The 25,067-nt window shown below is 70.5% G+C and carries 21 protein-coding genes; 13 read left to right on the forward strand and 8 right to left on the reverse strand.

The features are described from left to right. The first annotated feature begins 74 nt into the window (after positions 1-74). On the forward strand, positions 75-491 hold the full coding sequence (locus tag ACFYO1_RS30530) for a hypothetical protein (RefSeq protein WP_387238172.1): 417 nt from the start codon (positions 75-77) through the stop codon (positions 489-491). Here the strand turns inward: ACFYO1_RS30530 and ACFYO1_RS30535 are convergent. Both ACFYO1_RS30535 and ACFYO1_RS30540 read right to left on the reverse strand, forming a co-directional pair. Further along, positions 445-4,380: a UvrD-helicase domain-containing protein gene (locus ACFYO1_RS30535; protein WP_387238175.1), complete on the reverse strand. Its 3,936-nt coding sequence runs from the start codon at positions 4,378-4,380 to the stop codon at positions 445-447. The genes ACFYO1_RS30530 and ACFYO1_RS30535 overlap by 47 nt on opposite strands. A gap of 246 nt (positions 4,381-4,626) precedes the next feature. Continuing rightward, positions 4,627-8,472 carry an ATP-dependent helicase gene (locus tag ACFYO1_RS30540; protein ID WP_387238178.1) on the reverse strand — a complete coding sequence of 1,282 codons (3,846 nt, stop codon included), beginning with the start codon at positions 8,470-8,472 and terminating at the stop codon, positions 4,627-4,629. Between the two features lie 113 nt (positions 8,473-8,585). Here ACFYO1_RS30540 and ACFYO1_RS30545 point away from each other — a divergent pair, with 113 nt between their 5' ends. The 11 genes from ACFYO1_RS30545 to mtnC all read left to right on the forward strand — a co-directional run bounded on the left by ACFYO1_RS30545 (position 8,586) and on the right by mtnC (position 19,350). Continuing rightward, entirely contained in the window at positions 8,586-9,362 is a 777-nt protein-coding gene (locus tag ACFYO1_RS30545) for an alpha/beta fold hydrolase (RefSeq protein ID WP_387238180.1), read from the forward strand. Positions 9,363-9,366: 4 nt separating this feature from the next. Further along, positions 9,367-9,663, forward strand: coding sequence for an MGMT family protein (locus ACFYO1_RS30550; protein ID WP_387238183.1), 297 nt, complete (start codon positions 9,367-9,369; stop codon positions 9,661-9,663). 40 nt (positions 9,664-9,703) lie between these two features. Next, positions 9,704-10,447 (forward strand): VOC family protein, encoded by a 744-nt coding sequence (locus ACFYO1_RS30555; protein ID WP_387238186.1) that lies wholly within the window; start codon positions 9,704-9,706, stop codon positions 10,445-10,447. Positions 10,448-10,560: 113 nt separating this feature from the next. Further along, on the forward strand, positions 10,561-12,300 hold the full coding sequence (locus ACFYO1_RS30560) for an NTP transferase domain-containing protein (protein ID WP_387238189.1): 1,740 nt from the start codon (positions 10,561-10,563) through the stop codon (positions 12,298-12,300). A gap of 44 nt (positions 12,301-12,344) precedes the next feature. After that, complete coding sequence (locus ACFYO1_RS30565) at positions 12,345-13,103, forward strand: class I SAM-dependent methyltransferase (RefSeq protein ID WP_387238192.1); 759 nt, start codon at positions 12,345-12,347, stop codon at positions 13,101-13,103. A gap of 145 nt (positions 13,104-13,248) precedes the next feature. Continuing rightward, complete coding sequence (locus tag ACFYO1_RS30570; protein WP_378724892.1) at positions 13,249-13,449, forward strand: hypothetical protein; 201 nt, start codon at positions 13,249-13,251, stop codon at positions 13,447-13,449. 128 nt (positions 13,450-13,577) lie between these two features. Then, entirely contained in the window at positions 13,578-15,890 is a 2,313-nt protein-coding gene (locus tag ACFYO1_RS30575) for an arylsulfatase (RefSeq protein WP_387238196.1), read from the forward strand. Between the two features lie 104 nt (positions 15,891-15,994). After that, positions 15,995-16,342, forward strand: coding sequence for a DUF1330 domain-containing protein (locus ACFYO1_RS30580; RefSeq protein ID WP_387238199.1), 348 nt, complete (start codon positions 15,995-15,997; stop codon positions 16,340-16,342). A 91-nt stretch (positions 16,343-16,433) separates the two neighbouring features. Further along, positions 16,434-18,092, forward strand: coding sequence for an S-methyl-5-thioribose-1-phosphate isomerase (gene mtnA / locus ACFYO1_RS30585; protein ID WP_387238202.1), 1,659 nt, complete (start codon positions 16,434-16,436; stop codon positions 18,090-18,092). Then, on the forward strand, positions 18,089-18,664 hold the full coding sequence (locus ACFYO1_RS30590) for an acireductone dioxygenase (RefSeq protein ID WP_387238205.1): 576 nt from the start codon (positions 18,089-18,091) through the stop codon (positions 18,662-18,664). Before mtnA ends, ACFYO1_RS30590 begins: the two co-directional genes overlap by 4 nt. Continuing rightward, positions 18,661-19,350, forward strand: a complete 690-nt coding sequence (gene mtnC / locus ACFYO1_RS30595) for an acireductone synthase (protein WP_387238209.1) — start codon at positions 18,661-18,663, stop codon at positions 19,348-19,350. The genes ACFYO1_RS30590 and mtnC overlap by 4 nt, the downstream gene beginning before the upstream one ends. Before the next feature lie 4 nt (positions 19,351-19,354). Here mtnC and ACFYO1_RS30600 read toward each other — a convergent pair whose 3' ends face one another. The 4 genes from ACFYO1_RS30600 to ACFYO1_RS30615 all read right to left on the reverse strand — a co-directional run bounded on the left by ACFYO1_RS30600 (position 19,355) and on the right by ACFYO1_RS30615 (position 21,798). Beyond that, positions 19,355-19,789, reverse strand: coding sequence for a YdeI/OmpD-associated family protein (locus ACFYO1_RS30600; RefSeq protein WP_387238213.1), 435 nt, complete (start codon positions 19,787-19,789; stop codon positions 19,355-19,357). A 19-nt stretch (positions 19,790-19,808) separates the two neighbouring features. Further along, positions 19,809-20,264: a VOC family protein gene (locus ACFYO1_RS30605; protein WP_387238216.1), complete on the reverse strand. Its 456-nt coding sequence runs from the start codon at positions 20,262-20,264 to the stop codon at positions 19,809-19,811. Between the two features lie 110 nt (positions 20,265-20,374). Beyond that, positions 20,375-21,289 (reverse strand): hypothetical protein, encoded by a 915-nt coding sequence (locus tag ACFYO1_RS30610; RefSeq protein WP_387238219.1) that lies wholly within the window; start codon positions 21,287-21,289, stop codon positions 20,375-20,377. A gap of 62 nt (positions 21,290-21,351) precedes the next feature. Beyond that, on the reverse strand, positions 21,352-21,798 hold the full coding sequence (locus ACFYO1_RS30615; RefSeq protein ID WP_387238221.1) for a cupin domain-containing protein: 447 nt from the start codon (positions 21,796-21,798) through the stop codon (positions 21,352-21,354). Between the two features lie 148 nt (positions 21,799-21,946). On the opposite strand from ACFYO1_RS30615, the gene ACFYO1_RS30620 reads away from it, so the two are divergent. Beyond that, positions 21,947-23,650 (forward strand): metallophosphoesterase, encoded by a 1,704-nt coding sequence (locus tag ACFYO1_RS30620; RefSeq protein WP_387238224.1) that lies wholly within the window; start codon positions 21,947-21,949, stop codon positions 23,648-23,650. A 10-nt stretch (positions 23,651-23,660) separates the two neighbouring features. Here ACFYO1_RS30620 and ACFYO1_RS30625 read toward each other — a convergent pair whose 3' ends face one another. After that, entirely contained in the window at positions 23,661-24,002 is a 342-nt protein-coding gene (locus tag ACFYO1_RS30625; RefSeq protein ID WP_387238227.1) for a TfoX/Sxy family protein, read from the reverse strand. A 47-nt stretch (positions 24,003-24,049) separates the two neighbouring features. Next, positions 24,050-25,027: an alpha/beta hydrolase gene (locus tag ACFYO1_RS30630; protein ID WP_387238230.1), complete on the reverse strand. Its 978-nt coding sequence runs from the start codon at positions 25,025-25,027 to the stop codon at positions 24,050-24,052. Positions 25,028-25,067 lie beyond the last annotated feature (40 nt).

The following is a 25,067-nucleotide window of genomic DNA, read 5'->3' on the forward strand; positions in this document are numbered from 1 at the left end:
GCAAGGGAGCCTACCCGCTGCCCGCGCTACCGCCCGGCCTCGACGCGAACACCCGGCGGATGCAAAGGTGCCTCATGGCAGAAAACGCACTCGCCCCCGATCGCACCTCCGCGCGCAGGCCGGCCCTGGCCCTGGCCGCCCTGCTGTTCCCCATGGGGGTGCTGCATTTCGTGATGCCGAAACCCTTCGACGCGATCGTGCCCAAGGCGCTCCCCGGTGAACCGCGCAACTACACCTACGCCTCGGGCGTGGCCGAGCTCGGCGTCGCCGCGGCGCTGGTGATCCCGCGCACCCGGAGCCTCGGCGGGCGGCTGGCCGCGCTGCTGTTCATCGCGGTCCTCCCGGCGAACGTGCAGATGACCGCCGACGCGCTGGGCAACAAGAAGGCGTCGCAGGTGTTCAAGGTCGGCACCGTGCTGCGGCTGCCGTTGCAGGTCCCGCTGATCAGGCAGGCGCTGAAGGTGAGCCGGCTGGCGCGGCATTCCGGATGAGTTCGGCGAGTTCGGCCGGCCCGGCCAGGTCGGCGGGCGCGATGGTGCGCCCGGTGCGCACGTAGTGGAAAGCGGCGCCGATGCGTTCGAGCATCTCCTGCTCGGGCCTACCTTCCCTGGACGCCATCAGCCGGGCCCAGGCCAGCCGATAGACGGCCAGCTGCATGGCGACCGCGGGCTCCTCCGCGGGGGTCGGCTCGGCGCCGGTCTTCCAGTCGACCACGATCCAGCCGCCGCCCGGCTCGGCGAACACCGCGTCCATCCGGCCGCGAATCACGGTGCCCGCCAACGACGTTTCGAACGGCACCTCTACATCGAGCGGGCTGCGGTTGGCCCAGGACGAATTGAGGAAGGCGTTCTGCATCGCGGTCAGTTCGTCGTCGGCGCTCGCGTCGGCGGCGGTGGTGTCGGCCGCGCCGGGGAGTTCGTCGAGGCCGAGCAGCCGGGTCGAACCGAACCAGCGCTGCACCCAGGCGTGGAACGCGGTGCCGCGGCGGGCCAGCGGGCTCGGCGGGAACGGGAGCGGACGGCGCAGGCGCGCAGCGAGTTTCGCCGGATCGGCGCGCATCTCGACCAGCGCGGTCGCGGCGATCTGGCCGGGGAGTTCGACCTCCTCGGCGGCGGCCTGTTCGGATTCGAATTCGGCGAGTAGGGCGTCGACGTCGGCGGCCCAGCCGTCCGGGTCGTCGGGGTCGACGGGCGGGGTGAGCGGGTCGATCTCGGCGAATTCCGCTGCGGCGAAGGCGATGTCTTCGTCGGAGACGAACTCGTGCAGGGGGTCGGGCGGGATGTCGGTGAAGTGCGCGAGGGTGGCGGGCGTCGGATCGTGCGGGGCGGCGTCCAGTGGATCCGGTGGCACATCGTCGAATTCGGCCGGCGGCTCGAAGGCGTCGTCCGGCGGTTCGAAGTCCGGCGGCTCGAGGGCCAGGGGGGCATCGAAAAGGCCCTCGGGTTCCTGGGCAGGCGCGGCGTCCGGTTGCGCTTTCCCTCGGGCTGCCTTGGCGGCTCGCGGTTCGGGGGGTTGCGCGCGCAGTTCGGCCAGCGCGGCGCGGACCAGCGCGGCACCCTGTTCGATGGGATCGCGGCGGTTGCCGAGGGGGTCGCGGGGCCATTCGGCGGTGGCGGGGTTGTCGGTGAACGGATTCACCGCGTCCGGCTCCGGCGGGTCGTCCCAGCGGGGGACGTCGATCACGCCGTTGGCGGGGCTGTCGGCGGCTTCGCCGGCCTGCTTCAGTTCGAGCAGGAAGTCGGAGGGGCCCTTGGGCGAGGTGCCGGTTTCCGCCCAGTGGTGTGCCGAAACCAGCAGCACGCGTTCGGTTCTGGTGAGGGCGACGTAGAACAGGCGGCGCTCCTCGTCGATGCGGCGACGCTCCAGGGCCTCCTTGTGCGCCTTGATCGCGCGTTCCAGGTCGGCGCGGTCGTACAGGTCGGTGAGGTCGAGCACGGGGACGCCCTCGGCGGAGTCGTCCTGTTGCCGGTCGCCGCGCAGCTTGGTCGGGAGTTCGGCGAGGGCCCCGAGCCAGGTCCCCGACGCCGTGCCGGAGGGGAACACGCCGCGCACCACGTGCGGCACCGCGACGATCTCCCATTCCAAGCCCTTCGCCGCATGCACGGTCAGCACCTGCACCCGATCCTTGGCGACCTCGACTTCGCCTGGCTCCAAACCGTTTTCGACCGATTCGGCGGCGGCGAGGAAGGACAGCAGCCCGCTGAGCGCCGCGCCGGAGTCGGCGGCGTAGCCGGCCACCACCTCGGCGAAGGCGTCCAGGTGCTCGCGGCCCGCGCCGGTGCCCGACATGGCGCGGCGAGCCTGGGTCTCGACGCCGACGCCGATGGTGCGCTCTACGTCGGCGACCAGTTCGGTCAGCAACTGGCCGCTGCGCTCGCGCAGGGCGGCCAACTCCCTGCCCAGTGCCTCGATTCGGGCGAAGCCCGACTCCGAATACAGTTCGCGCGGACCGGGATCGGCGATCGCGTCGGCCAGGCCCGCCTGTTCGGCGGGCTCCGGCGCCACCTCGCGCAGCGCCGCGGCGAGCGTGCTCCCGTCGGTGATCTCCGGTGCGTCACCGCTGGTGAAGCGGCTGATCGACAGGGTGCGGGCGCGCCGGGCTAGCGCCGCGATGTCGGCCACGCCGATGCGCCAGCGGGCGCCGGTGAGCACGCGCATCGCCGCGCTGCCCGAGCCCGGCTCGGCGATCAGCCGCAGGGTGGCGACGATATCGGCGACCTCGGGCGTGGCCAGCAGGCCGCCGAGTCCGACGATTTCGACCGGCAGCCCTTGCGCGCGCAGGGCTTCCGCGAGCGGCGAGGCATCGGCGTTGCGCCGGACCAGCACGGCCGAGGTCGGCGGCGGCTCGCCCGCGGCGCGGCGGGCCGCCCATTCCTCGGCGATCCGGACGGCCAGCCAGTCGCGCTCCTCGGCGACGGTCTCGGTCAGCGCCAGCGCGACCACGCCCGGCCCCGCGTTCGGCTTCGCGCGCAAGGCGTCGACCGTCACGCCGCCGCCTTCCATGGCCTTGCGGCGCAGCGGGTCCGCGACCGAATTCGCCAGCGCCAGGGCCTCGGGCGGATTGCGCCAGCTGGTCAGCAGCGGCAGCGTCGGCGCGGGAACGCCGGGCGCGGCGGGGAAGTCGGTGGCGAAGCGGGGCAGGTTCGCCGCGGACGCGCCGCGCCAGCCGTAGATCGATTGCATCGGATCGCCGACCGCGGTCACCGCCAATCGCTGGCGGCTGCGCGATTCGGATTCCGCCGCAACGGCATTCGCGTGCTCGGCGGTCCGCTTCCTCCCCGAGCGCCGGCGGCCGGATTCCTCGTTCGCCGGTCTGACGTACCGCGGCTCCGGCGTCGGGACCGCCGCTGCCGGCCGTCCACCGGCTGCCCGCTCATCGGGCGATCCCTGTGCTGACGATTCAACGCCCGCCGACTCCCGCGCAGGTTCTACCGACCCCGCGCGGGGAACCGAATCAGCCTCGGGCGCACCGCCGAACAACGCGGCCAGCAGGACCCGTTGCGCGTGGCCGGTGTCCTGATACTCGTCGAGCAGGACCAGGCGGAAGCGGGCGCGTTCGGCGGCGGCGACCTCGGGATGTTCGGCGGCCAGGCGCGCGGCCAGCGACATCTGCGCGCCGAAATCCAAAGCGCCACGGCGGCGTAACGCGTCGGCCAGTTGCTGCACGAGCGGCAGCAGGGCGATGCGTTCGCGCTGTACCTGGAGGATGCCGAGCAGGGTTTGACTCGGCCCGCCGCGCTGGCGCGGGCCGGGCGGCAGGGTGTGCACCAGCTTTTCCAGATCGGTGTGCGCCTCGGCCAGCTGTTCGGGCTCGACCAGATGCTCGGCGAGCTGGCCGGACAGGGCGAGGATCGCCTCGGTGACCGAGACCGGGGTGCGGTCGGTGTCCAGGTCGCCGTCCCAGGTGCGCACCACCTGGTGGGCGAGCTGCCAGAGCTGGGTCTGGGTGAGCAGCGTCGCCGAGGGTTCCACGGGCAGCAGCAGGCCGTGCTCGGTGAGCAGCCTGCCCGCGTACGAGTGGTAGGTGCTGATCTCCGGCTCGGCGCCGGACAGCTGGGCGCGCAGCTGACCGGACGGGTCGAGTTCGCGCAGCAGCGGCGCGCCGGCCAACCGGGCCAGCCGGGTGCGGATGCGAGCGGTCAACTGCTGCGCGGCTTTTCGGGTGAAGGTCAGCCCGAGCACCTCGTCGGGCAGCACGAGTCGATTGGCCACCATCCACACCACGCGGGCGGCCATCGTCTCGGTCTTGCCCGCACCCGCACCCGCGACGACCAGCGTCGGGCCGGGGGGTGCGGCGATCACCGCCGCCTGTTCGTCGGTTGGCGGCGGCAGGCCGAGCGCCTCGGCCAGCTGATGCGGGGTTACCCGGGCGGCGGTCACGGTTGTGCCTCGTCGATGCCGGACGCGGGCCCGCCGGGCGGGCTCGGGCGCGCACGACTCGCACGGTGCCGACCCACCGACGAATGCACCGCACCATCGATCGCCCGCTCGGGTATGACTCCGCAGCACAGGCATTCGGGTCCGCAGATCGGCAACGGCACGCGGAAACGCTTGTCGCTCACGACACCGCCTCGCTGACGCCCGGCTCAGGCACGCGGTCTTCGCGGCCGGCTCGCTGACGCTCGCTCACTCGTCGGTCACCTGCCTGCCGGTGTCCTGAACGGGGCAGCTGCCGGAGACCGGGCAGTGCCGGCAGCCGTCGTTGCGCATGGCGAGGTAGCTGGGGCCCTGGGTAGCGGCGGCCGCGTCGTGAATGGTGTTGCGCCACTTGTCGAGAGCTTCGGGGTCCAGCGGCGGTTGCATGCGCTGGGTCGCGCCCTCCTTGGCGCTCGGCTTGGCGACGTACACCAGGCGAGCGCCGCCGGGTTCGCCGAGTTCACCCGGGCCCGAGGAGTGTTCGCCGCCGTCGGATCGAACCGCGCCCGATCCATCGTCTTCCGGTTCGGGTCCGTCGTCGTCCGCGTCCGGCTCGTCCGCGTCCGGCCGATCGTCGCCCGGCGCGGCCGCGTCCAGCGCACCCATCGCCGCCGCCACCTGATACGTCGCCAGCTGGGCGTGATCGACCGCCGCCTGCTTGGTCACCGGCGACTTCCCGGTCTTCACATCCACGATCACGAAGCGGCCCAGCGCGTCCCGCTCCAGCCGGTCCACCCGGCCGCGAATCCGCACGGCCCGTTCGTCTTCCGTGCGCGGCGGCAGCACGCAGTCGACCGGCACCTCGACCCCGGCCTGGGTGAGCTCGCCGCGGGTGTTGCGCACCCAGGCCATGAACGTTTCCAGCATGGCCTCGGTGCGGCGCAGCTCCTGCCGGGAATGCCAGCCGGTCCCTGGATCGACCGACTGCCAGGCCTTGTCCAGCGCCGCCCGCACCTGAGCCTCGGGCACCTGCCCGGCCAGCGCCTGCACCAGCGTGTGCACCAGGTTGCCCTTGACCGCGTGCGGGTTGTCGCCGTCGGTGCCGCCGTGGCGTTCCAGCGCCCAGCGCAGCGGGCAGGTGCGCAGCAGCTCCACGGTGGACGGCGAGAGGCCGACCGCGCTGTCGTCCTCCTCCCACAGCGTCCGTTGCGAGCTCAATTCCGCTGTGCCGTACCAGTCGTCGGGATGTGTGCCGGGCACGCCGGCCCTGGCCAGCCGCGCCAGCTGGTGCGCGGCGCGTTGCCTGCGGTCCGGGTCGGACTCGGGATCGCAGACGGCGCCGCGCAATTCGGCCACCAGCGAATGCATCACCAGCGCACGACCAGGATCGGCGATCGGCAACGCACCGGGTTCACCGTCCTCATCGTGCCCGAGCAGTTCGGCGAGGAACCGGGAGGGCACGAGATCCCGTTCGCCCGACACCGATTCCACCGCGGTGACCAGCAGTGAACGCCGAGCCCGGCTGCACGCGACGAGCAGCAGCCTGCGCTCCTCCGCGAGAATCGGCGCCGCGCGGCTCACCTGCTCGCCGCCGTCGATGACGCCGGCGGTCAAGTCCACCAGGTCCTCGGTGTTCAGCAGCGTGCCGCGCGCCCGCGGGTTCGGCCAAATCCCTTCCTGCACAGCGGCGACCGCGACGACATCCCATTCCCGGCCCGCGGCGGCGTGCGCGCTGAGCAGCGCGACGGCCTCCTTGGGCGCGGTGCGCGGCGCCGAACTGTTCGGAATCTCCTGCTGGGTCAGGTATTCCACGAAGCCTTCGATGCTCGCGCGCGGCAGGCGATCCACATACCCCGCGGCGGCATCGAACAATCCCACGGCCGCATCCAGGTCGCGGTCGGCCTGCATGCCGACCGCGCCGCCGCGTTCGGACTGCCCGACCCAGCGTCGCTCCAGCCGCGACGCGGTCCACAGCGCCCAGAGCACGTCCTCAAGGCCCGCCCCGCGCCGCCGCGCCTTGCGGGCCCGTTCCAAGGCGTCGAGTACTCGGCGCAAGGGCGCCGCTTCGACATCGGTCAGCCGATCCAGCAGGCGCGAATCCCCGGCCCCGATCAGCAGATCGCGCAGGACTTCCGCCGAGGATTGATCGATGCCGTGCCGCAGTTCTACGGACTCACCCGTGTCTTCGGAACCGTCAGCGGCCTTCGCGGAATCGGCCGCACCCGGTTCGGCGCCGACGGCATCGGGCTCCCCCGCCGGGCGGCCGAGATCGGCCGAGTCGCCGGTCTCCTCGGCATCCTGGCCACTCTGCTCGGCCGCACTGCCCCGCCATTCCGAGTCCTCCGGCCGCCATTCCGGTTCCACGCCGTACCAATCGGCGTCGTCGGCCGCCCGCTCGAGACTTTCGATGGACGGCTCGGGCAGCCCCGAACTCCGTTCCGAACTCTCGACGGCTTGATCGGGCTCCGCCGCGACCCGCTCGGCATACTCGCCCTCCGGAACCTCCCGGCCCGATCGCGCCCGGCTCCGCTCGGACTCCAGCACGCTGCGCCGCACGCCGCGCCGCAACCGCCGCAGCGTGATCTGATCCGCGCCGCCGAGCGGTCCCGCGAGCAAGTCCAGCGCGTCCTCCGGCTCGAATGCCGTCCCCTTCTCGCCGGCCAGCAGCGCCCGCAGGGACAGCAGCATCCAGGCCGCACCCCGCCGCCGCGCCAGCGGCGTATCCAGCGCCGGCTGCTGCACCGGCACCCCCGCCGCCAGCAGGGCCCGCCGCAGCGGCGGCAACGACAGCGGCACCGAACGAACGATCACCGCCATCCGCGACCACGGCACGCCCCCGGTCAGATGCGCCCGGCGCAAGTGGTCGGCAATGAGCGCCGCCTCCTTGGCCGGGGTGGCCAGCACCCGCACCCGTACCTCGGTGCCGTCGTCCACCGGTTGATCGGCCCGCTTGGGCAACGAAAAGCGTTGCGGCGCACTGCCGGGCAACTTGGCCGCGACCCTGGCGACCGCCAGTTGCACCGGTCCGCCAGCCCGGTGGTTGTCCCGCAACACGATTCGCTGCCCGTCCGGCGCGGGCAGGTCGGCGACGAACCTGGCGTCCGCGCCGCGGAAGGCGAAGACGCCCTGATCGGGATCGCCGGCGATCACCGTGGTGTGCGCGCTGTGCCCGATCGCCCGGACCAGGATCGCGGCCTGCGGATCGAGATGCTGCGCGTCATCGACCAGCAGGTACCGAATCCGCGCCCGCTCGGCGGCGAGCAATTCGGCGTCACCGGCCAGCGCGTCCAGCGCGGCCCCGATCAACTCGGCGGCATCGAGCGCGGGCGCGGTCGCCTCCGGCGCCTCCACACCCACCGACCAGCGCAGCAGCATCGTCTGCTCGTACCGCACCGCGAACTTGCCCGCCGCCACCCACTCCGGTTTACCGTGCTCGCGACCGAGGTGCACCAGATCCTCCGGTCCGAGCCCGCGTTCGGTGGCGCGCAGCATCAGATCACGCAACTGTTCGGCGAACCCGCCGAGCGCCAGCGCGGGTTGCAGGCGTTCCGGCCACAGCGCGTCCGCGCCCGCGGCGATGTCGGTCAGGTCGCCGCGCAGCATTTCGCGAAGCACCGCATCCTGCTCGGCACCGGTCAGCAAACGCGGCGGCGGGTTGCCGTGCGCGGTCGCGTGCCTGCGCAGCACCGAGAAGGCGTAGGAATGCAGGGTGCGGACCAGCGGTTCCCTGGTCGCGCCGGGCACGCCGCCCTCGGCGTCTGGTCCGGCAGGAGGCGAAGCCGACGGGGTGGGTGAACTTCCGGGGACGGCAGGAGGCGAAGCCGACGGGGTGGGTGAGCTGAGCCGGGCGGTGATGGCATCTCTGACGGCGCCGGCCGCCTGCTTCGAATGGGCAAGGACCAGCACGGATTCGGGATCGTCGCCCGCCGCGATGCGCTCGGCGGCGAGATCGACGAGCAGGGCCGTCTTGCCCGTGCCTGGTCCGCCGAGCACCTGCCAGGGCCGCCAGCCCGGGCGCGTCGGCCCCGCCGCGGCCGCGGCGTCGAACAGCGCGCGAACGTCGGCGCCCCAGCCGCGCGGCCGGGGCGCCGCCACGTTCCGGCGAACAAGTCGCACCGCGCTATCCGATCGCACCACGCGGGCTATTGCAACAGACACGACCGACACGCCGACGGCCCCCTCGCGCGACTCGCCCGGCACGGCTTGCGCGAACCGGTCAGAATGGACCGGTGTCTGCTCTGAATGTCTATCGATTCGGTCCCGCCACCGGACCGGCGGTGCTGGTCCTGCACGGCGTGACCGGCCACGGCAAACGCTGGGAAGACCTGGCGGCCAACCATCTCCCCGATGTCCGGATCATCGCACCTGACCTGCGCGGACACGGACGGTCGAGCACCTTGCCGCCGTGGACCTTCGAGGCCGTCGTCGACGACCTGATCGAATTGCTCACCGCCGAGACCACCGAACCGGTGACCGTGGCCGGGCACTCGTTCGGCGGCGCGTGTGCGTTGTATCTCGCCCGGCGCCGCCCGGACCTGGTCCGGCAGCTGGTGCTGCTGGATCCGGCGCTCGGGCTCGAGCCGGATCTGGTCGGCGAGGTCGCCGATTCGCTGCTGGCCGAGCCGGACTACGAATCCGTCGCCCGGGCACGCGAAGACAAGCTCGGCTCGGCCTGGGCCGAGGTGGCGCCGGAGATCCTGGAGGCCGAGCTCGCCGAGCATCTGGTGCCGACCGCGCAGGGCCGCTTCGCCTGGCGGATGAGCCTGGCCGCGATTACCTCGTACTGGGGTCAGCTGGCCCGTCCGTTCGTGCTGCCGCCGCAGGATCTGCCGACGGTGCTCGTGCAGGCGATGAAGGTGCAGCCGCCGTTCGTCACCCCGGCGTTCCGGGCCGCGCTCGCCGAGCACCTCGGCGAGCGCCTCACCGTGCACGAATGGGACTGCGATCACATGATCCCGCAGGCCCTTCCGGCCGAAACCGCCGCGCTGCTGCGATCGGTACTCTGACCCGGTGCCGACCACAGACGATCAGGTCGAGCGGGTCCGGGCCCTCGTCGCGTCGATCCCGCCCGGCAAGGTGGCGACCTACGGCGACATCGCCGCGGCCGCCGGACTGTCCACCCCGCGGACGGTCGGGTGGATCATGCGCACCGACGCGGCCGACCTGCCGTGGCACCGGGTGATCGGCGCGGGCGGCAAACCGGCCGCGCACCTGGCCGACCGGCAGCTGCGGCTGCTCGCGACCGAGGGCGTGCCGATCGACGACGGCCGAGTGAACCTGCGCGCGGCACGTTTTCCGTTTCCGTAAACAAAGCACCCGGCGGCCGCGCGGCGGTTACCGTGGAAACATGTCCACCCGCCTGGCGTGTGTCGTGTTCGATGCAGACCGGCCGCGGTTCATCGCGGACTTCTGGGCCGAGCTGCTCGGTTGGGGCGTGACCATCGATCGCCCCGAGGAAGTAGACGTGGCGGCGCCCGATCCCGACGGCGCCGAGGTCGCCCTCGCGTTCCTGCCTGCCGTGCGAGCCAAGCACGGCAAGAACCGCATTCACCTCGATCTGGCCAGCCGTTCGATCGACCATCAACGGGTGCAGGTGGACCGCGCGCTGTCGCTCGGTGCCCGCCGCGTCGACATCGGGCAGGGCGCGGTGCCGTGGGTGGTACTGGCCGATCCCGAGGGCAACGAGTTCTGTGTGCTGGAGCCGCGGGAGGAATACGTGGACACCGGCGCGGTCGCGGCCATCGTGATGGACACCCGAGATCCGCTGCGGCTGGCCGAATTCTGGGCCGCCGCGTCCGGCTGGCCGGTCACGCACGGCGGCGAGCAGGTGGCCGGGCTGCGCTCGGCGACCGGGCTCGGCTCGTGGCTGGAGTTCGTCCGCACGCCCGAGGTGAAATCGGGCCGCAATCTGCTGCGGCTGAATCTGGCCTCGTTCGGCGAGCAGTCCGTCGAGCTGGACCGGCTGCGCGCGGCCGGTGCCACGTCGATCGGTCGCGACGGCGTGCACCCGGCGACGAGCCTGGCCCTGGCCGATCCGGAGACCAACGAGTTCTGCCTGCTCCGGCCGGTACGCGACTGCTCCACCGTCTAGCCCAGGCCGCGCGCGGCGTTCGGGAAAGCGAATGCTCGACGCCGCCTCCCGGGTTCGCGGCGGCGACGAATTAGCATGTCCGCCATGGTGTACCTAGCTCGAGGTCGCGCTCGGTGACCGCTGCCGACGCGATCGTGCTCGCCGGCGGGCGGGCCAGCCGGATGGGCGGCGTGGACAAGCCCGCGATCGTCATCGGTGGCCGCTCCATGCTCGACGTCGCCCTGGCCGCCGTCGCCACGTGTGCGCACACGGTCGTGGTCGGGCCGCATCGGCCCGAGCTGGCGTCGGAGATCAAACAGACCCGGGAGGTGCCGCCGGGCGCCGGGCCGGTGGCGGCGATCGGGGCCGGCCTGGACACTCTCGGTTCAACGGCGCCGCTGGTGGTGGTGCTCGCGGCCGATCTGCCATTCCTGTCACCCTGGTCGATCACCGAATTGATCAGGCACACCTGCGAATCCGGTGCCGACGCGGTGTTCGCCGCAGACGAGTCCGGGCGACCGCAGTATCTGATCGGGGTGTGGCGGCGCACGGCACTGCTTGCCGCGCTCGGTCGGCTGGATTCGCTGGTCAATCAGCCGATGAAGGCGCTCATCCCGGCCGATTCGGCGATCATCGCGCTGCCCGGGATCGCCGACTGCGACACCGAGGAAGAGGTGCGCGTGGCCCGCGCGTCGATCGCGGGACCGGCACCAGCGCTCTCGCTCGACGAGGCACGGAAAGCGCTGCGGGACAATCTTTCCCGACTCACCGCCTACGAGGCCGACCTGCGTTCGGTGCGCGGCGCGGCGCTCGCGGCGCCGTTGACGGCCGGCGGGCCACTACCGCGCTTCGATGTTTCCGCGATGGACGGTTACGCGGTGGCGGGGGCGGGACCGTGGCGGTTGCGCCGCGATATCGGTTTCGCCGGAGGCCACCGGCCGGTCGGGCTGCTGCCCGGCGAGGCCGTGCGCATCGCCACCGGCGCGCACGTGCCGGACGGCACCACCGGTGTGCTGCGCGACGAATTCGCCGAGGTGGCAGCCGATGACCGCCTGCATCGACTGCCGGACGCCCCGATCCGGGACGATGTCCGCCGCCGCGGCGAGGACCGGCAGCCCGGTGATCTCGTTGCGCCGCAAGGGACTCCGGTCACCGCCGCACTGATCTCGGCGGCCGCGAGCGTCGAGGTCACCGCGGCGCCGGTGCGCGGTCCGGTCCGGGCCAGGATCGTGATGACCGGCGACGAGATCCGCGGCGACGGCCCGCTGCACGCGGGACAGACCCGGGACTCGATCGGGCCGATCATGCCGGAACTGTTGTCCTGGTGCGGAATTCACACCGCCGACCGGGTGCACCTGCGCGATACCCCGAACGGATTCGACGAAGTGCTCGCCGAGGCGCCCGGGTGCGACCTGCTGGTGATCGTCGGCGCGACCGGCAGTGGCGCGGCCGATCAGCTACGCGCCGCGGTCGGCCGCGCCCAGGCCAGAGTCCTGGTGCACCGGCTACGACTACGACCGGGCGGCTCCACCCTGGTCGCCGAACTAGCCACCGGCACTACGGTTCTCGGCCTGCCCGGCAACCCGTTCGCCGCAGTGGCCACGCTGCTGGCGCTGGCCCCCGCACTCGTCGCGGGCCGCACCGGCGCACCCGCCCGCCGCCCGCTGCTCGGCCCGCTGCACAACGCCGCCGAGATCTCCGGCCCGGTCGCCCGCGTCGTCCCCGCCCGCTTCGCCCCGCAAGGCGGCTGGCTGGGCGACCCGAACATCCGCACCGCGCACCTCGGCGGCTTGGTCGACCGAGACGGGCTGGTCATCGTCCCCGCCGAGGCCGCCGACGGCGCGTCCGTCGAGTTCCTGCCGCTGCCCAGGTAGAAACCCATTTGCCCCATGGCTACCGCTCGGCAACAATCGGCGGCATGGGACGCAGCTATGAGGATCTGGTGGCCGAGGCCGACGCGGTCTCCGTGGCCGGTTGGGATTTCGGCTGGCTCGACGGGCGGGCCAGCGAGCAGCGCCCCTCCTGGGGGTATCAGCGCGTGCTGGGCGAGCGGCTGGGGAAAGTCGCTGCGGCGCTGGACATTCAGACCGGCGGCGGCGAGGTGCTGGCCGGTGCCGGGAACCTGCCGCCGCTGATGGTGGCGACCGAGTCGTGGCCGCCGAACATCGACAAGGCGACTCAGCTGCTGCATCCCCTGGGCGTGGCGCTGGTCGCCGATCCCGACGAACCGCCGTTACCCTTCGGGGACAATGCCTTTGATCTGGTGAGCAGCAGGCACCCGGTCACCGTGTGGTGGTCCGAGATCGCCCGGGTATTGCGGCCGTCCGGCACCTATCTGGCGCAACACGTCGGCGATGCAAGTGTTTTCGAACTCGTCGAGTATTTCATCGGCGCGCAAACGGAGGAAATTCGTAAGCGCCGCAATCCGGATGACGATCGGGCCGCGGCAATAGCCGCCGGACTCGAAATCGTCGATCTGCGATACGAACGTTTGCGGGTCGAGTTCGGCGATATCGGCGCGGTCGTGTACTTCCTGCGGAAGGTGCCGTGGATGGTCCCTGACTTCACCGTGGAGCGGTATCGGGACAAGCTCCGGGCGATGCATGACGAGATCGAAGCGCAGGGTCCATTCGTCGCCCACTCGACCAGATTTCTCATCGAAGCACGCAAGCCTTAACCGGCCCATATCGGTTCTACCTGCGGAAATAACTCGGATCGCCGGTGTGACAGCCTTTTTTCACTTTTCCTTCCGGAATTGATCGATGCTCGCTATCGTGAGTGTCGTTAGGCGAATATCAATCCCCGGAAAGGACCGAGTGGAGATGGCTGAAAAGTCGAAGAAAACGCCTAAGAAAATGCCGAGGCAGATGGATCGGCAGCAGCAACAGCAGCGCCAGGATCAAAACCAGAACCAGGGCATGAACCGCCCAGGCGCCCCCTCGGACGGCCAGCGCATGCCGAACCAGCGCCAGTCGGACGACGATCGGCGTAACGCCGATCAGCGCCGGATGGGCCACAACTAACTGATCTGCACCGCGAGCCGCCGTTTCACAGTCGAACCGGCGGCCGCGGTTGTGGGCGGTGCGTCTCGTTCCGCGCACCGTGCGCCAAACGCTGGTGAGCCGAGCGACGTCCGGCGTTTACTGAAACAATGCCTGTTCCCTCCCATGCGCGCGGTTACGAGTCGTTTGCCGGCACCATCGGCCGCACCACCGCCGATTCGACCCCCGAGTGGACCTACCCGCCGACCGCGCCGGCCGGCGCACCGAACATCATCGTGGTGCTGGTCGATGACATGGGATACAGCGACATCGGGCCGTTCGGCTCCGAGATCGACACACCGACCCTGGACCGCCTTGCCGCGCGCGGCGTTCGGCTGACCAACTATCACACCACCCCGCTGTGCTCGCCGTCGCGGGCCGCGCTGCTGACCGGAATCAACTCCCACCGTGCGGGTTTCGGCTTCGTCGCCAACGCCGACCCCGGATATCCCGGTCTGCGCCTGGAACTCGCCGACGATGTGCTGACGCTGCCGGAGATCCTGCGCGCCAACGGTTACGCGACCTATGCCGTCGGCAAGTGGCATCTGGTCCGGGATGCCACGATGAACCCTGCGGCGCACCGGGATTCGTGGCCGACCCAGCGTGGTTTCGACCGCTACTACGGCTCGCTGGAGGGCCTCAACTCCTTCTACTATCCGAATCAGCTGGTGTCGGACAGCTCCGTGGTGGACGTCGAGGAGTACCCGGAGGGCTACTACCTCACCGACGACCTGACCGACAAGGCGATCTCCTACATCAAGGATCTGCGCGCGCACGACGCGGCCAAGCCGTTCTTCCTCTACTTCGCGCACGTCGCCATGCACGGCCCGTTGCAGGCCAAGCCGGACGACCTGGCGAAGTATCGCGGCCGCTACGCCGAGGGCTGGGACAAGCTGCGGCAGAACAGGTTCGCCGCGCAGCTCGCGCAGGGCCTGTTCCCGCCGGGCACCGAGCAGAAGCCGCGTAACACCGAGCCGGGGTACGAGGCGGCGGAATGGGATTCGCTCACCGACGCGCAGCAGCGCCGGTTCGCCCGGTACATGGAGGTGTACGCGGGCATGGTCGACAGCATCGACCAGAGCCTCGGCCGGATCCTCGACACCCTCGAACAGCTCGGCGAGCTGGACGACACCATCGTGGTGTTCACCTCCGACAACGGTGGCACCGCCGAGGGCGGACCGGAGGGAACCCGCACCTACTTCGCCGAATTCGCGCACATCGATGACCCGGACTGGGTCGGCGACGTCCCGCTCGACGAGGAGTTGATCGGCACCGCACAGCTCGGCGTGCACTACCCGCGCGGGTGGGGGCAAGCGTCGAACACGCCGTTCCGCTTCTACAAGGGACAGACCTTCGCCGGCGGTGTGCGGGTGCCGTTGCTGGTCTCCTGGCCGAAAGGCCTGCCGCGCAACGGCGATGACAACGGCATTCGCCACGAGTACGCCTACGTCACCGATCTCGCGCCGACATTGCTGGAGCTGGCCGGGCTACAGCGGCCGAGTGTGCGTAACGGCCTGCCGGCCAAGGACTTCGACGGGGTCTCGGCCGCCGGGCTGCTGCGTGACCCGCACGCGCGCACGGCGCACACCGAGCAGTATTCCGAGATGACCGGACACCGCGGCTTCTATCGCGACGGCTGGAAGCTGTTGTCCCTGCACGAGGCCGGCGCCGACGTGGACGCGCCGCACTGGCAGCTGTTCGATGTGCGCGCCGATCCGACCGAACTGCACGACCTTTCGGCGCAGTTCCCGGACAAGGCCGCCGAGCTGGCCGCCGCCTGGGACGAATCCGCCTGGGCGAATACCGTTTTCCCGCTGCTCACCCGGCAGGACCTGGCCCGCAGACGACCGGAGGAGCGGCGGTTCAGCGAGCCGCTGCGGCTGCTGCCCGGCACGCCCACGCTGGAGCGCTACCGCTCGCAACGGCTGATCGCCTACCGGGACTTCACCATCACCGCGGAACTGCACAACTATCTACCGGGCGACGAGGGAGTCCTTGTCGCACATGGTGATCCGCTCGGCGGCTATCTGCTGTACATCGAGGACGGCTGGCTCACGTTCGGCGTGAACAGCTACGGCAGATACGACTCGGTGTCCGTCGGCCCGCTCGCGCCCGGCGTCCGGCGGATCTCGGTGATCGCGACAGTACGTCCGCGCCTGCGCTGGGATTTCGGCATCGAGGTGGACGGCGCGCGTGTCGCCGAACTCCGCGATCAGGTGCAGCTGGTCGGCATGTCGCCGTGGACCGGCATCTCCGTCGGGGTCGACGCTCGCGGGCCGGTCTCGTGGCACCTGCGGGAGCGGCGCGGCGTCTTCCGCTACTCCGGCACGTTGCGCGCGATCACCTACTCCCCCGGCCCGATCCGGGTGCCTGCGGGCACCATCGAGGCGGTGGAGCGGGAGGCGGAATTCGTTGCGGAATAGGCGGATACACCCTTACCTCCGAGGTAATTGTCCGGCCGCGGCCCGCGGCCTACGTTCGGATCGGCGTCGCGCATCGGCGACGCCGCCGAACGAGGGAACCGCTCATGTCCGCCTATGGCTTCGCCCACCTGCGCGTCCGCAGGCCGCACGCCGACATCCTGGAGTACCTGGAGCGCATCCAGGACACCCTGGATCCGTTCCACGGCCGCTTCGTCATCCACGGTCCGCCCGCCGAGCTCGTGGAGGGCGACTGGCCGGGCAGCATGGTGCTGCTCGAATTCCCCGATCTGGACACCGCGCGAGCCTGGTATCGCTCCCCGGCCTATCAGGCGATCATCCGGCTGCGTACCGACCACATCGACGGCGATCTGCTGCTGATCGAGGGCGTCGGGCCCGATTACGACCCGCGCGTACGGGCCGCGAAGTTGCGCGACCGGTCCGCCGCCGGGTAGCCGCGGCCTTCGACCGACTTTCTCCGGGCTGCTCCCGTCCGATACCGTTGACCAGGCACAACACGGCTCCACGCGATAAAGGATGCGCCTGATGGACGACAGTTCCCTGATCTGGGACGACGGTGCGCTGGTCACCATCGACCAGCGCGGGCTGCCGCACGAGGTCCGCGAACTGCGGCTCGGCACGGTCGACGAGGTCATCGACGCCATCCGGGTGCTGGCCATCCGCGGCGCGCCGGCCATCGGCATCGCGGGGGCGTTCGGCGTGGTCATCGCCACCACCGCGCACACGGTGGACGGCGTGGTCGATGAGGTTCGGGTGCAGGCCGACGCCGATCGTCTCGCCGCGGCCCGGCCGACCGCGGTGAATCTCGCCTGGGCGGTGCGGCGGGTGCGGGCCAAGGTCGCGCAGGGCGCCGAAGCGGTGCTCGCCGAGACCCTGGACATGCTGGCCGAGGACGGCCGGGTGAACCGGGCCGCCGCCACGCACGCCGCCGATCTGGTGCAGCGGCTGTGCCCGGACCGGCCGCTGCGGGTGCTCACCCACTGCAACACCGGACGGCTCGCGACGAGTGCGTTCGGCACCGCGATCGGCGCGTTGCGGGTGCTGTCCGAGCGGGGCGCGATCGAGAACGTCCTGGTCGACGAGACCAGGCCGCTGCTGCAAGGCGCGCGGCTGACCACCTGGGAGCTGGCCGAGGCGGGCATCCCGCATCGGCTGACCATCGATTCCGCGGCGGCCTGGGCGATGGCGACCGGGCAGGTCGACTGCGTGCTGGTCGGCGCGGACCGGGTGACCGCGAACGGCGATGTGGCGAACAAGATCGGCACCTACGCGCTGGCGCTGGCGGCGCGCCAGCACGGCATTCCGTTCATCGTGGTGGCGCCGGAGTCGACCCGCGATCCGCACATGGCGACCGGGCGCGACATCGTGGTGGAGGAGCGCGCGGCCGCCGAGGTGATCGGATTCGGCGGTGTCGCAACGGCTCCCGCCGGGACCGAGGTGTTCAACCCGGCCTTCGACGTGACGCCGGGCGATCTGGTGACCGCGGTCGTCACCGAGCTAGGGGTGGTGCACGCTTCGGCGGAGGCCCGACCGGATCCGCTGCCCGGCAAGGTGATTGCCGACATCGCGCGCGGCCTGTATCAGCGCGGGTGGATGCCGGGCACCGCCGGCAATATCTCGGTCCGTACCGGCGACACCGCGCTGATCACCGGCAGTGGTCTGTCCAAAGGTGAACTGACCGAACACGATATGGTGACCGTCCTGGTGGCGGACTCGACACCGGCGGCAGGCAGCCGGAAACCCTCGGCGGAGACCACGATTCACACCGCGGCGTACCGGACCACGACCGCGCGGGCGGTGGTGCACATCCATCCGCCGTTCGCGACCGCGCTGGCGACCCGATTCGGTGCGCCCGACGCGGTGCGCACCCTGCGCATCACCGGCTACGAGCTGATCAAGGGGCTGGGCGGGCCGGATCCCGCGGTCATCGATATCCCGGTCTTCCCCAATTGGGCGGACGTGCCGCGCATCGGCGCCGACATCGAGCACTACCTGGCCGAACGCCCTGCCGCGCCGCCGATCCTGTTCATCACCGGGCACGGGATCACCGCGTGGGGGGACAATATTTCCCAGGCGCGCGATCGCGCCGAATGCCTGGAGGCCCTGTGCGAGCTGGTATCCCGCACCGGGCGGCTGAACGCCTTCGGCGCGCGCGACGAGACCCTCGAGATTGGACTGACATGACCCTGCTTCAGGTGATGGCCGCCGACAACGCGGCCGACGTGCGCGTGCGGACCACCGACGACGCGGTGATCGGCACCGAATTGGCCAAGCACGGCATCACTTTCGGCCGCTGGCCGGTGGTGGACAACGCCGCCGCCGTCGCCTCCGACGAGCTGCTCGCGCACTACAGCGACCAGGTGGCCGAGCTGAACGAGTCCGGGCGCTACAAGCACATCGATATCGCCCGCATCCATCCCGACGACGCCGACCCGGAGTGGCCCAAGACCGCCGAGGGCGCGCGGGCGAAGTTCCTCAACGAGCACCGGCACGCCGAGGATGAGGTGCGCTACTTCGCCGCCGGGCGCGGCTGCTTCTACCTGCATCTCGGGCACGAGGTGCTGGCCGTCGTCTGCGAGGGCGGCGATCTGCTCTCGGTGCCCGCGGGCACCCTGCACTGGTTCGACATGGGCAGCAGGCCCGACTTTATCGCGATCCGGTTCTTCGAGGAAGAGGACGGCTGGGTGGGCGATTTCAGCGGTGACCGGATCAGCGAGGCGTTCCCGACCCTCGACGAATTGCTCACCAGCTCGTGATCACCACGATCGTCCTCGACATCGAAGGGACCACTAGCCCGACCAGTTCGGTGCGGGAGGACCTGTATGGCTATACGCGGGAACGGCTTCCGGCGTGGCTGGCCGAAAACCGCACGGGCGCGGCGGATCCCATCATCGCCGCGGTGCGGGCGCAGGCCGGGCGGCCCGGGGCCGACACCGGCGAGGTCGCGGAGATCCTGCGCGAGTGGCTCGATACCGATGTCAAAGCGGAGTCGCTGAAGACGGCGCAGGGGCTGATCTGTGCGGAGGGCTTCCGCAACGGTGCGCTGCACGGGGAGTTCTTCGCCGATGTGCCGCCCGCGCTGCGGGCCTGGCACGCGGATGGGCTTGCGCTGTACGTGTATTCGTCGGGATCGGTGCGGAACCAGCAGGATTGGTTCGCGTTCGCCCGGGGCGGCGAATTGGCCTCGCTGATCAGCGGGCATTTCGATCTGTCCACGGCGGGCGGCAAGCGGGAGCCGTCGTCGTACGAGAAGATCGCGAGTGCGATCGGGGTGGCCGGGGAGCGCATTCTGTTCCTGTCCGATCATCCGGACGAGGTCGACGCCGCGGTCGCGGCGGGGTGGCAGGCCATCGGGCTCGCCCGGCCGGGTGAGCCCAATCCGCCACGGCCACCGCATCGTTGGGTCGATACGTTCGCCGATATAGATCCCGCGGCGCTGTAAGGGGTCAGCTCAGCGACTCGACCACCTTGGTGATCCGCCGGGCGCGCGTCTCCGCGCGCTTGGCTTCGATGACCGACGTGACGTGTTCGCGTCGCCGCGAATAGGACAGTTCGCCGAAGGCGGCTAACCGGCCGGCGGTGCGCAACGCGACCGCCAGATCGTCGGGGACCTCGACGGTTCGTTCGGCGTCGTCGCGCGCGACGGTCACCACGACCCGGTCGCCCGGCTGCTTATTCAGCTCGGTGCGGATCGCTTTCAGCACGCCGAGGCAGGGACCGGACCCCATGTCCGCGATGGAGCCGCGGTACTCGACGCCGTCGAAGGCCGCGGCGACCGGGATGCGGCCGCCGCCGCCCAGCGCCGCGACCACCTCGCCCGGCACGACGACGTACGCGCCGCCGCCCGCGCCGGACTCGATGGTCGCTTCGAATTGCTGCATGGGACCGACCCTAGCGCGGTCAGGCGTTGTCGTAGGCGTCCTGGAGGGTCTTGATGTCCAGCTTGGACATGCCGCGCAATGCGGTGCCGACCGCAATGGTCTTGGCCGGATCGTCGCTGCCCATCAGTGTCGGCAGGGCCGCGGGCACGATCTGCCAGGCCAGCCCGAACCGGTCGGTCAGCCACCCACACGGCCCGCCCGCGCCCCCACCGTCGGTCAGGGCCTCCCACAGCCGATCGATCTCCTCCTGCGTCTCGACCACGACCTGCAACGAGGCCGAGTCGGTCAGCGCATGCCCCGGCCCACCATTCATCAGCGTGACCGCGTGCCCGTCGAGATCGAGCGAAACAACGAACGCCGCCCCGTCCGAGTTGCGGGAGATATCGGTAACCCGCGAGTTGGGCACCACCCCCGTGTACAGGGTGGCCGCTTCCTCGGCCGCGTTGTCGAACCAGAAGAAAGTATTGACGGACATGATGTGCTCCTTACCAACGGTGTGACGTGCTGTCACCCCCTGGTCGGACCCACCCACCCCACTTCGACCTATCTCACCGAATTTCCCAAAACTTTTTTCCGACGGTCCAACTAAACCTGATCGCCGGTGAAGACCTCGGAGACGCTGGTCGCGGTCGCCGAACGACGAAGCCATGCACGCAGCACGTCCTGGTCATCGCACGACGTGATGCGAAGGTGGGCGTCAGGCGGAACAGAGATCGATCGCGCATCGAGGATGTCGAGAATGCTCTTGGCGAAAGCCTTGGTTTCGCCCTCGGCCAGGCCTTCAGCCAAGCCCTCGGTCCGGCCCTCCTCGCGCAGGCGCTGCGAGGTCTCCGAGCGGAAGAACGACAGGTCGATCGACATCAGGTGCCTCCAAGTTTCGGCGGCCGGGCTGGTGCCCAGGCCGAGTTCGGTGAGTTCGGCGAAGACGTGGGCGTCCTCTTCATCGATCTCTCGCAATGCGGCGGCCAGCGACTTCAGTATCGCATCAATACAGGGGTCTTTGGCATGCGTCATCGCGGAGAGAACGGCCAGTGGGACGTCGGCGGCCGCCTCAGCCGGATCGGTGATCACGGGCACGTTGTCCGGACCGAGGACGAGCGGGGACATGGACAGGCTGCCGGCCCAGAACGACGGGCCGAGCTGGACAATCCGGGAGGCCCACTCCGCGGTCGCGCGGTCATGGCAGACGACCAGCAGCACCACGGGGATGCGGTATTTCGCATGGGCGTGGGCCAGGTAATAGGCCCACGCCGACGGCTTGTCCGGGTCGCACTCACCTTGCGCCTCGACGAGCAGCAGAAATCTGCCCGTCGGCACGGTGAACCGTAATAGGGTGTCCACTCGGCGCTCCAGTGGTCTGATCTCTGTGAGATCCGTGGGTAGCAGAGCTACCTCGCTGGGGTCACCCAAGGGGACATCCAACGCGTGGAACGCGCGCGCGAACATCTCGGGGGCGTGCTGAAAGATCCGGTGCAAAGCTTCGTGCTGGGAACCGACCATGCGGCCGAAGATACCTCGAGATTCGAAAATACGTTCGAGTCACAATATCGGTGCGGAACCGGCTAGGCGCAGGGTGGGGCGGGGGCGTCTTGGAAGAGGGGTTTGGGGGTGGGTGGGGCGTAGACGACGTCGAGGACGAGGGGGTCGGGGCCTAGGTTGCGGCCGATGTGGACGTTCCAGTCGCCTTCGGGTTCGTAGATGAAATCGCCGGTGTGGAAGACGGGGGCTACGCAGTCGGGGCCGGGGTGGGTGAGGGTGCCGGCGCGGATGATGCCGAAGACCGGGCCGTCGTGGTAGTGCCAGCCGGTGGAACCGCCTGGGGCGATGGTGATTTCGCGGACCACGAGGTCGGTGCCCGCGACGAACGGGAGGAGTCCGGCGGGGATCTGGGCTTGGGCGAGGGTGACGGCGGTGATGTCCGTACCGGGGGTCGCGTCGGCGGGGATGCGCACGCAGAGGGCGGCGCCGAGCATGATCGCGACGGCGGTTCCGCGGGTGAATGGCGTCATCGCGGGAGCATATCGGGACGGGGCGGAGACGGGAACCGGCGAACTTCACCAGGCCGGGCCGTCGTGACGGCAGAGTTCACCGACTGTTCGTCCGCGGCCCGCAGTGTCGAGTTGCCGTGCGGGCGCGACCGGCGCAGCATCGGTCGGTATGGCGTCGAATCCGCTGAATCCCGCAGGCGACATTCCGGAAACCGGAATCCCGGGCGGGCGCTCCGCCGAGATGACCATGGCCGAGCAGCACGAATGGCATCGCGACTATCTACGCCGGCATTCGGTGTCGCGCCGCAATATCCTGCGCGGTGCGGCGGCGGCCGCGGCCGTGGCGGCGGTCGGCACGTCGCCGTTCGGTAAACGCGCCTACGCCGAGGAGGCGCAGCTCGCCGTCGGCGGCCGCCACGTCGGCTTCGGCCCGGACTCGACCAGCCAGCTCCGCTTCGCGGCGCAACTGTCCAGGCAGCCCGCGGGCACCAAGGTGTTCCTCGACCACGGCCCGACCCCCGCGCTCGGCGCGACGGTGGAGGCCGAGGTGCGCAACCTGCTGACCCAGCTGCCGACCAGCGACGGCGGAGTGCTTGCGGCAGAACAGTTCTACGCGCACGCACCGGTGGACGGGCTGCCCGGCCGGGTGCCGCACTTCTACCGCTGGCGCACCGCCGACGGGTTCACCGGCGACATCCGCGCGGCCGCCACCGCGATGCCCACCGCGCGCGCCGCGATCGTGCCGTTCCGGTTCACCATGATGGGTGATCAGGGCACCGACGAAACTCCGGCGCTGCCTTCGGGTGTCGCGCCCGGCGACTACGACGACAAGTACTACAAGGCGGACAACGACCCGAACGCACCGCACGCGACCAACGTGCTGCGCCAAATCGCCGCGGCCAGACCGGATTTCCACATCCTGGCCGGCGACATCGCCTACGCCGATCCGTCCGGCGCGGGCAAGCCGGCCCAATTCGTCGCGCACGGCGGGAAGCTCCCGGCGGGCTTCGACAAGTTCAACCCGTACGTGTGGGACGTCTACTTCGGCGCCATCGAGGCGAGCGCCGCGCAGACGCCGTGGATGTTCGCCACCGGCAACCACGACATGGAGGCGACCTACGGCGCCCTCGGTTACGGCGGGCACGCGGCGCGGCTCGATTTCCCCGGCAACGGCCCGGCCGGCTGTCCGTCGGCGTATTCGTTCACCTACGGCAATGTCGCGGTGCTCTCGCTCGACGCCAACGACGTCTCCTACGAGATCCGCGCCAACACCGGGTATTCCGGTGGGGCGCAGACGAGTTGGGTGGAGCGCACGCTGGCCGCCTACCGGGCCGACCCCGGCATCGACTTCCTGGTCTGCTTCTTCCACCACTGCGCCTATTCGACGACCGACGCGCACGCGAGCGACGGCGGCGTGCGGGATGCGTGGGTAGCGCTGTTCGACCGCTATCAGGTGGATCTGGTGCTCCAAGGGCACAATCACGTGTTCGAACGCACCGACCCGATCCGCGGCAACGCCGCGACGAAGGTGGCCGGGGACAATTCGGTGGTCTATCCGGAGACCGACGGCACGGTCTACTACACCGTCGGCGGCGGCGGCCGGCCCCGCTACGACTTCCAGCCGGGTTCGCGGGAGTCCTACCGCGGCAACGAGTTACCGGACACCACCGTGCCCAACAGCTACGTCTGGGGCACCGGCGGACACAAGCAGGACGAAGCGGCCCCGTGGTCGCGGGTGCGATTCCGCAACTACTCGTTCCTGCGCGTCGACGTCCGCCCCGGCATCTTCGCCAGCGAAATGGACGTGACCGCCGTGGACGAGTACGGCCGCGAGTTCGACCGCGTCACCTACCGCAGGCAGGTTCGCGGCTGACCCGCGCGGGCTACTTCTTCTTTTTCGGCGGCAGCGACCGCGCGTAGCCGACGCCGCGGTCGACCCATTCGCGCAGCACCGCGTCGTCGTCGGCCGCCTCGGGGGTGACCCGCAGCCAACCGGTGACATCGCGGCCGCCCATCACCATGGACTCCACGAAGTCGAACTCGAGCAGCTCGTCGCTGTCCTTCGGATCGACCCGGACCAGCAGCCCACCCTGTCCGCTGGCGGCCACGGCCATATTGCCGCCGATCAGGAAGGCGAGCCCGCCGAACATCTTCCGCTCGGACAGCTCCGGCCCGGGTTTGATGTGCAGCCGGATGCGGTCGGCCAGTTCCTCGTCATACGCCATGACGGAATTGTCGCCCCCGGCACCGACATTTTCCGCGGCGAGCGGCCTCAGGCGCCGATCGCGGCGGCGAACAGCGGCCAGGACTGATGCACGTCGTCCTGCCAGTAGGTCCAGGCGTGCGTACCCGCCGGGCGCAGGTTCGCGGTGACCGGGATGCCGAGCTCGTGCAGCCGGTCCACGAACGGCCGGGTGCAGCTGCCGACGAACGTCTCCATCGCCCCGCCGACCAGCACCCGGTCGGCCAGCCGGGCCGGGTTGCCATCGATGCCCTGATCGGCGATGTTGTCGTGCTCGCCCGGCGCGCCGGTCCCGGACGAGACGTACAGGGTCAGCCCGCGCAGCCGTTCGGCCTGCACCATCGGGTCGTTCGCGGCCCAGGCCGGATTGTCCGGCGCGCCCCACATGTTCGCCGGGTTCGCGCCGAACACGCCCAGCTGGGACGCGACCAGGGCCTGCGCCACCGGATCGCTGGTGCGCGGGCAGCCGCTGTAGGCGCCGACCGCCTGATAGAGACCGGGCGCGCCGGCCGCGAGGTTCAACGCCGAGGTGGCCGACATGGACAGTCCCGCAATGGCATTGCGCCCCGTCGTGCCGAATCTGGCCGCCAGCAGCGGCGGCAGTTCCTTGGTCAGGAAGGTCGTCCACTGGTTGCGGCCGAGCACCGGATCGTCGCGCAGCCAGTCGGTGTAGTAGCTGGCGCGGCCGCCCATCGGCACGATCACGTTGACGTTCTTGTCCGCGAAGAACTCCGCGACATCGGTGCGCCGGGTCCACGGCCCGCCGTCCTCGCCGCCGTCCACCGCGTTGAGCAGATACAGCGCGGGCGCGCCGGCGCCGGGATGCGACATCCACAGCGTGATCGGCTTGTTCATGGCCGCCGAGTGCACGACGACCTCCATTTCGCGCCCGCCGAGCGGCCGCACATCCAGGATGCGCGAATCGGGATCGGCGGCGGCCGTGGCGGCCGGGAGGAGCGCGGCGGCAACCGCGAGGAGTGGAACCAGGCATCGCATCAGCCGGCGCATGGCGTCGAGTATCCATCAGCGGCGCCGGGACACCCGGCAT

It is taken from the genome of Nocardia sp. NPDC006044, assembly GCF_042871115.1.
Taxonomy (GTDB): domain Bacteria; phylum Actinomycetota; class Actinomycetes; order Mycobacteriales; family Mycobacteriaceae; genus Nocardia.

Bases quoted from the DNA above. Each gene is read 5' to 3' on its own strand.
- ACFYO1_RS30530 (WP_387238172.1), top strand. From the start codon at position 75: ATGGCAGAAAACGCACTCGCCCCCGATCGCACCTCCGCGCGCAGGCCG.
- ACFYO1_RS30555 (WP_387238186.1), top strand. From the start codon at position 9,704: ATGTCCACCCGCCTGGCGTGTGTCGTGTTCGATGCAGACCGGCCGCGG.
- ACFYO1_RS30565 (WP_387238192.1), top strand. From the start codon at position 12,345: ATGGGACGCAGCTATGAGGATCTGGTGGCCGAGGCCGACGCGGTCTCC.
- ACFYO1_RS30570 (WP_378724892.1), top strand. From the start codon at position 13,249: ATGGCTGAAAAGTCGAAGAAAACGCCTAAGAAAATGCCGAGGCAGATG.
- ACFYO1_RS30575 (WP_387238196.1), top strand. From the start codon at position 13,578: ATGCCTGTTCCCTCCCATGCGCGCGGTTACGAGTCGTTTGCCGGCACC.
- ACFYO1_RS30580 (WP_387238199.1), top strand. From the start codon at position 15,995: ATGTCCGCCTATGGCTTCGCCCACCTGCGCGTCCGCAGGCCGCACGCC.
- mtnA (WP_387238202.1), top strand. From the start codon at position 16,434: ATGGACGACAGTTCCCTGATCTGGGACGACGGTGCGCTGGTCACCATC.
- ACFYO1_RS30590 (WP_387238205.1), top strand. From the start codon at position 18,089: ATGACCCTGCTTCAGGTGATGGCCGCCGACAACGCGGCCGACGTGCGC.
- ACFYO1_RS30600 (WP_387238213.1), bottom strand. From the start codon at position 19,789: ATGCAGCAATTCGAAGCGACCATCGAGTCCGGCGCGGGCGGCGGCGCG.
- ACFYO1_RS30605 (WP_387238216.1), bottom strand. From the start codon at position 20,264: ATGTCCGTCAATACTTTCTTCTGGTTCGACAACGCGGCCGAGGAAGCG.
- ACFYO1_RS30610 (WP_387238219.1), bottom strand. From the start codon at position 21,289: ATGGTCGGTTCCCAGCACGAAGCTTTGCACCGGATCTTTCAGCACGCC.
- ACFYO1_RS30615 (WP_387238221.1), bottom strand. From the start codon at position 21,798: ATGACGCCATTCACCCGCGGAACCGCCGTCGCGATCATGCTCGGCGCC.
- ACFYO1_RS30620 (WP_387238224.1), top strand. From the start codon at position 21,947: ATGGCGTCGAATCCGCTGAATCCCGCAGGCGACATTCCGGAAACCGGA.
- ACFYO1_RS30625 (WP_387238227.1), bottom strand. From the start codon at position 24,002: ATGGCGTATGACGAGGAACTGGCCGACCGCATCCGGCTGCACATCAAA.
- ACFYO1_RS30630 (WP_387238230.1), bottom strand. From the start codon at position 25,027: ATGCGCCGGCTGATGCGATGCCTGGTTCCACTCCTCGCGGTTGCCGCC.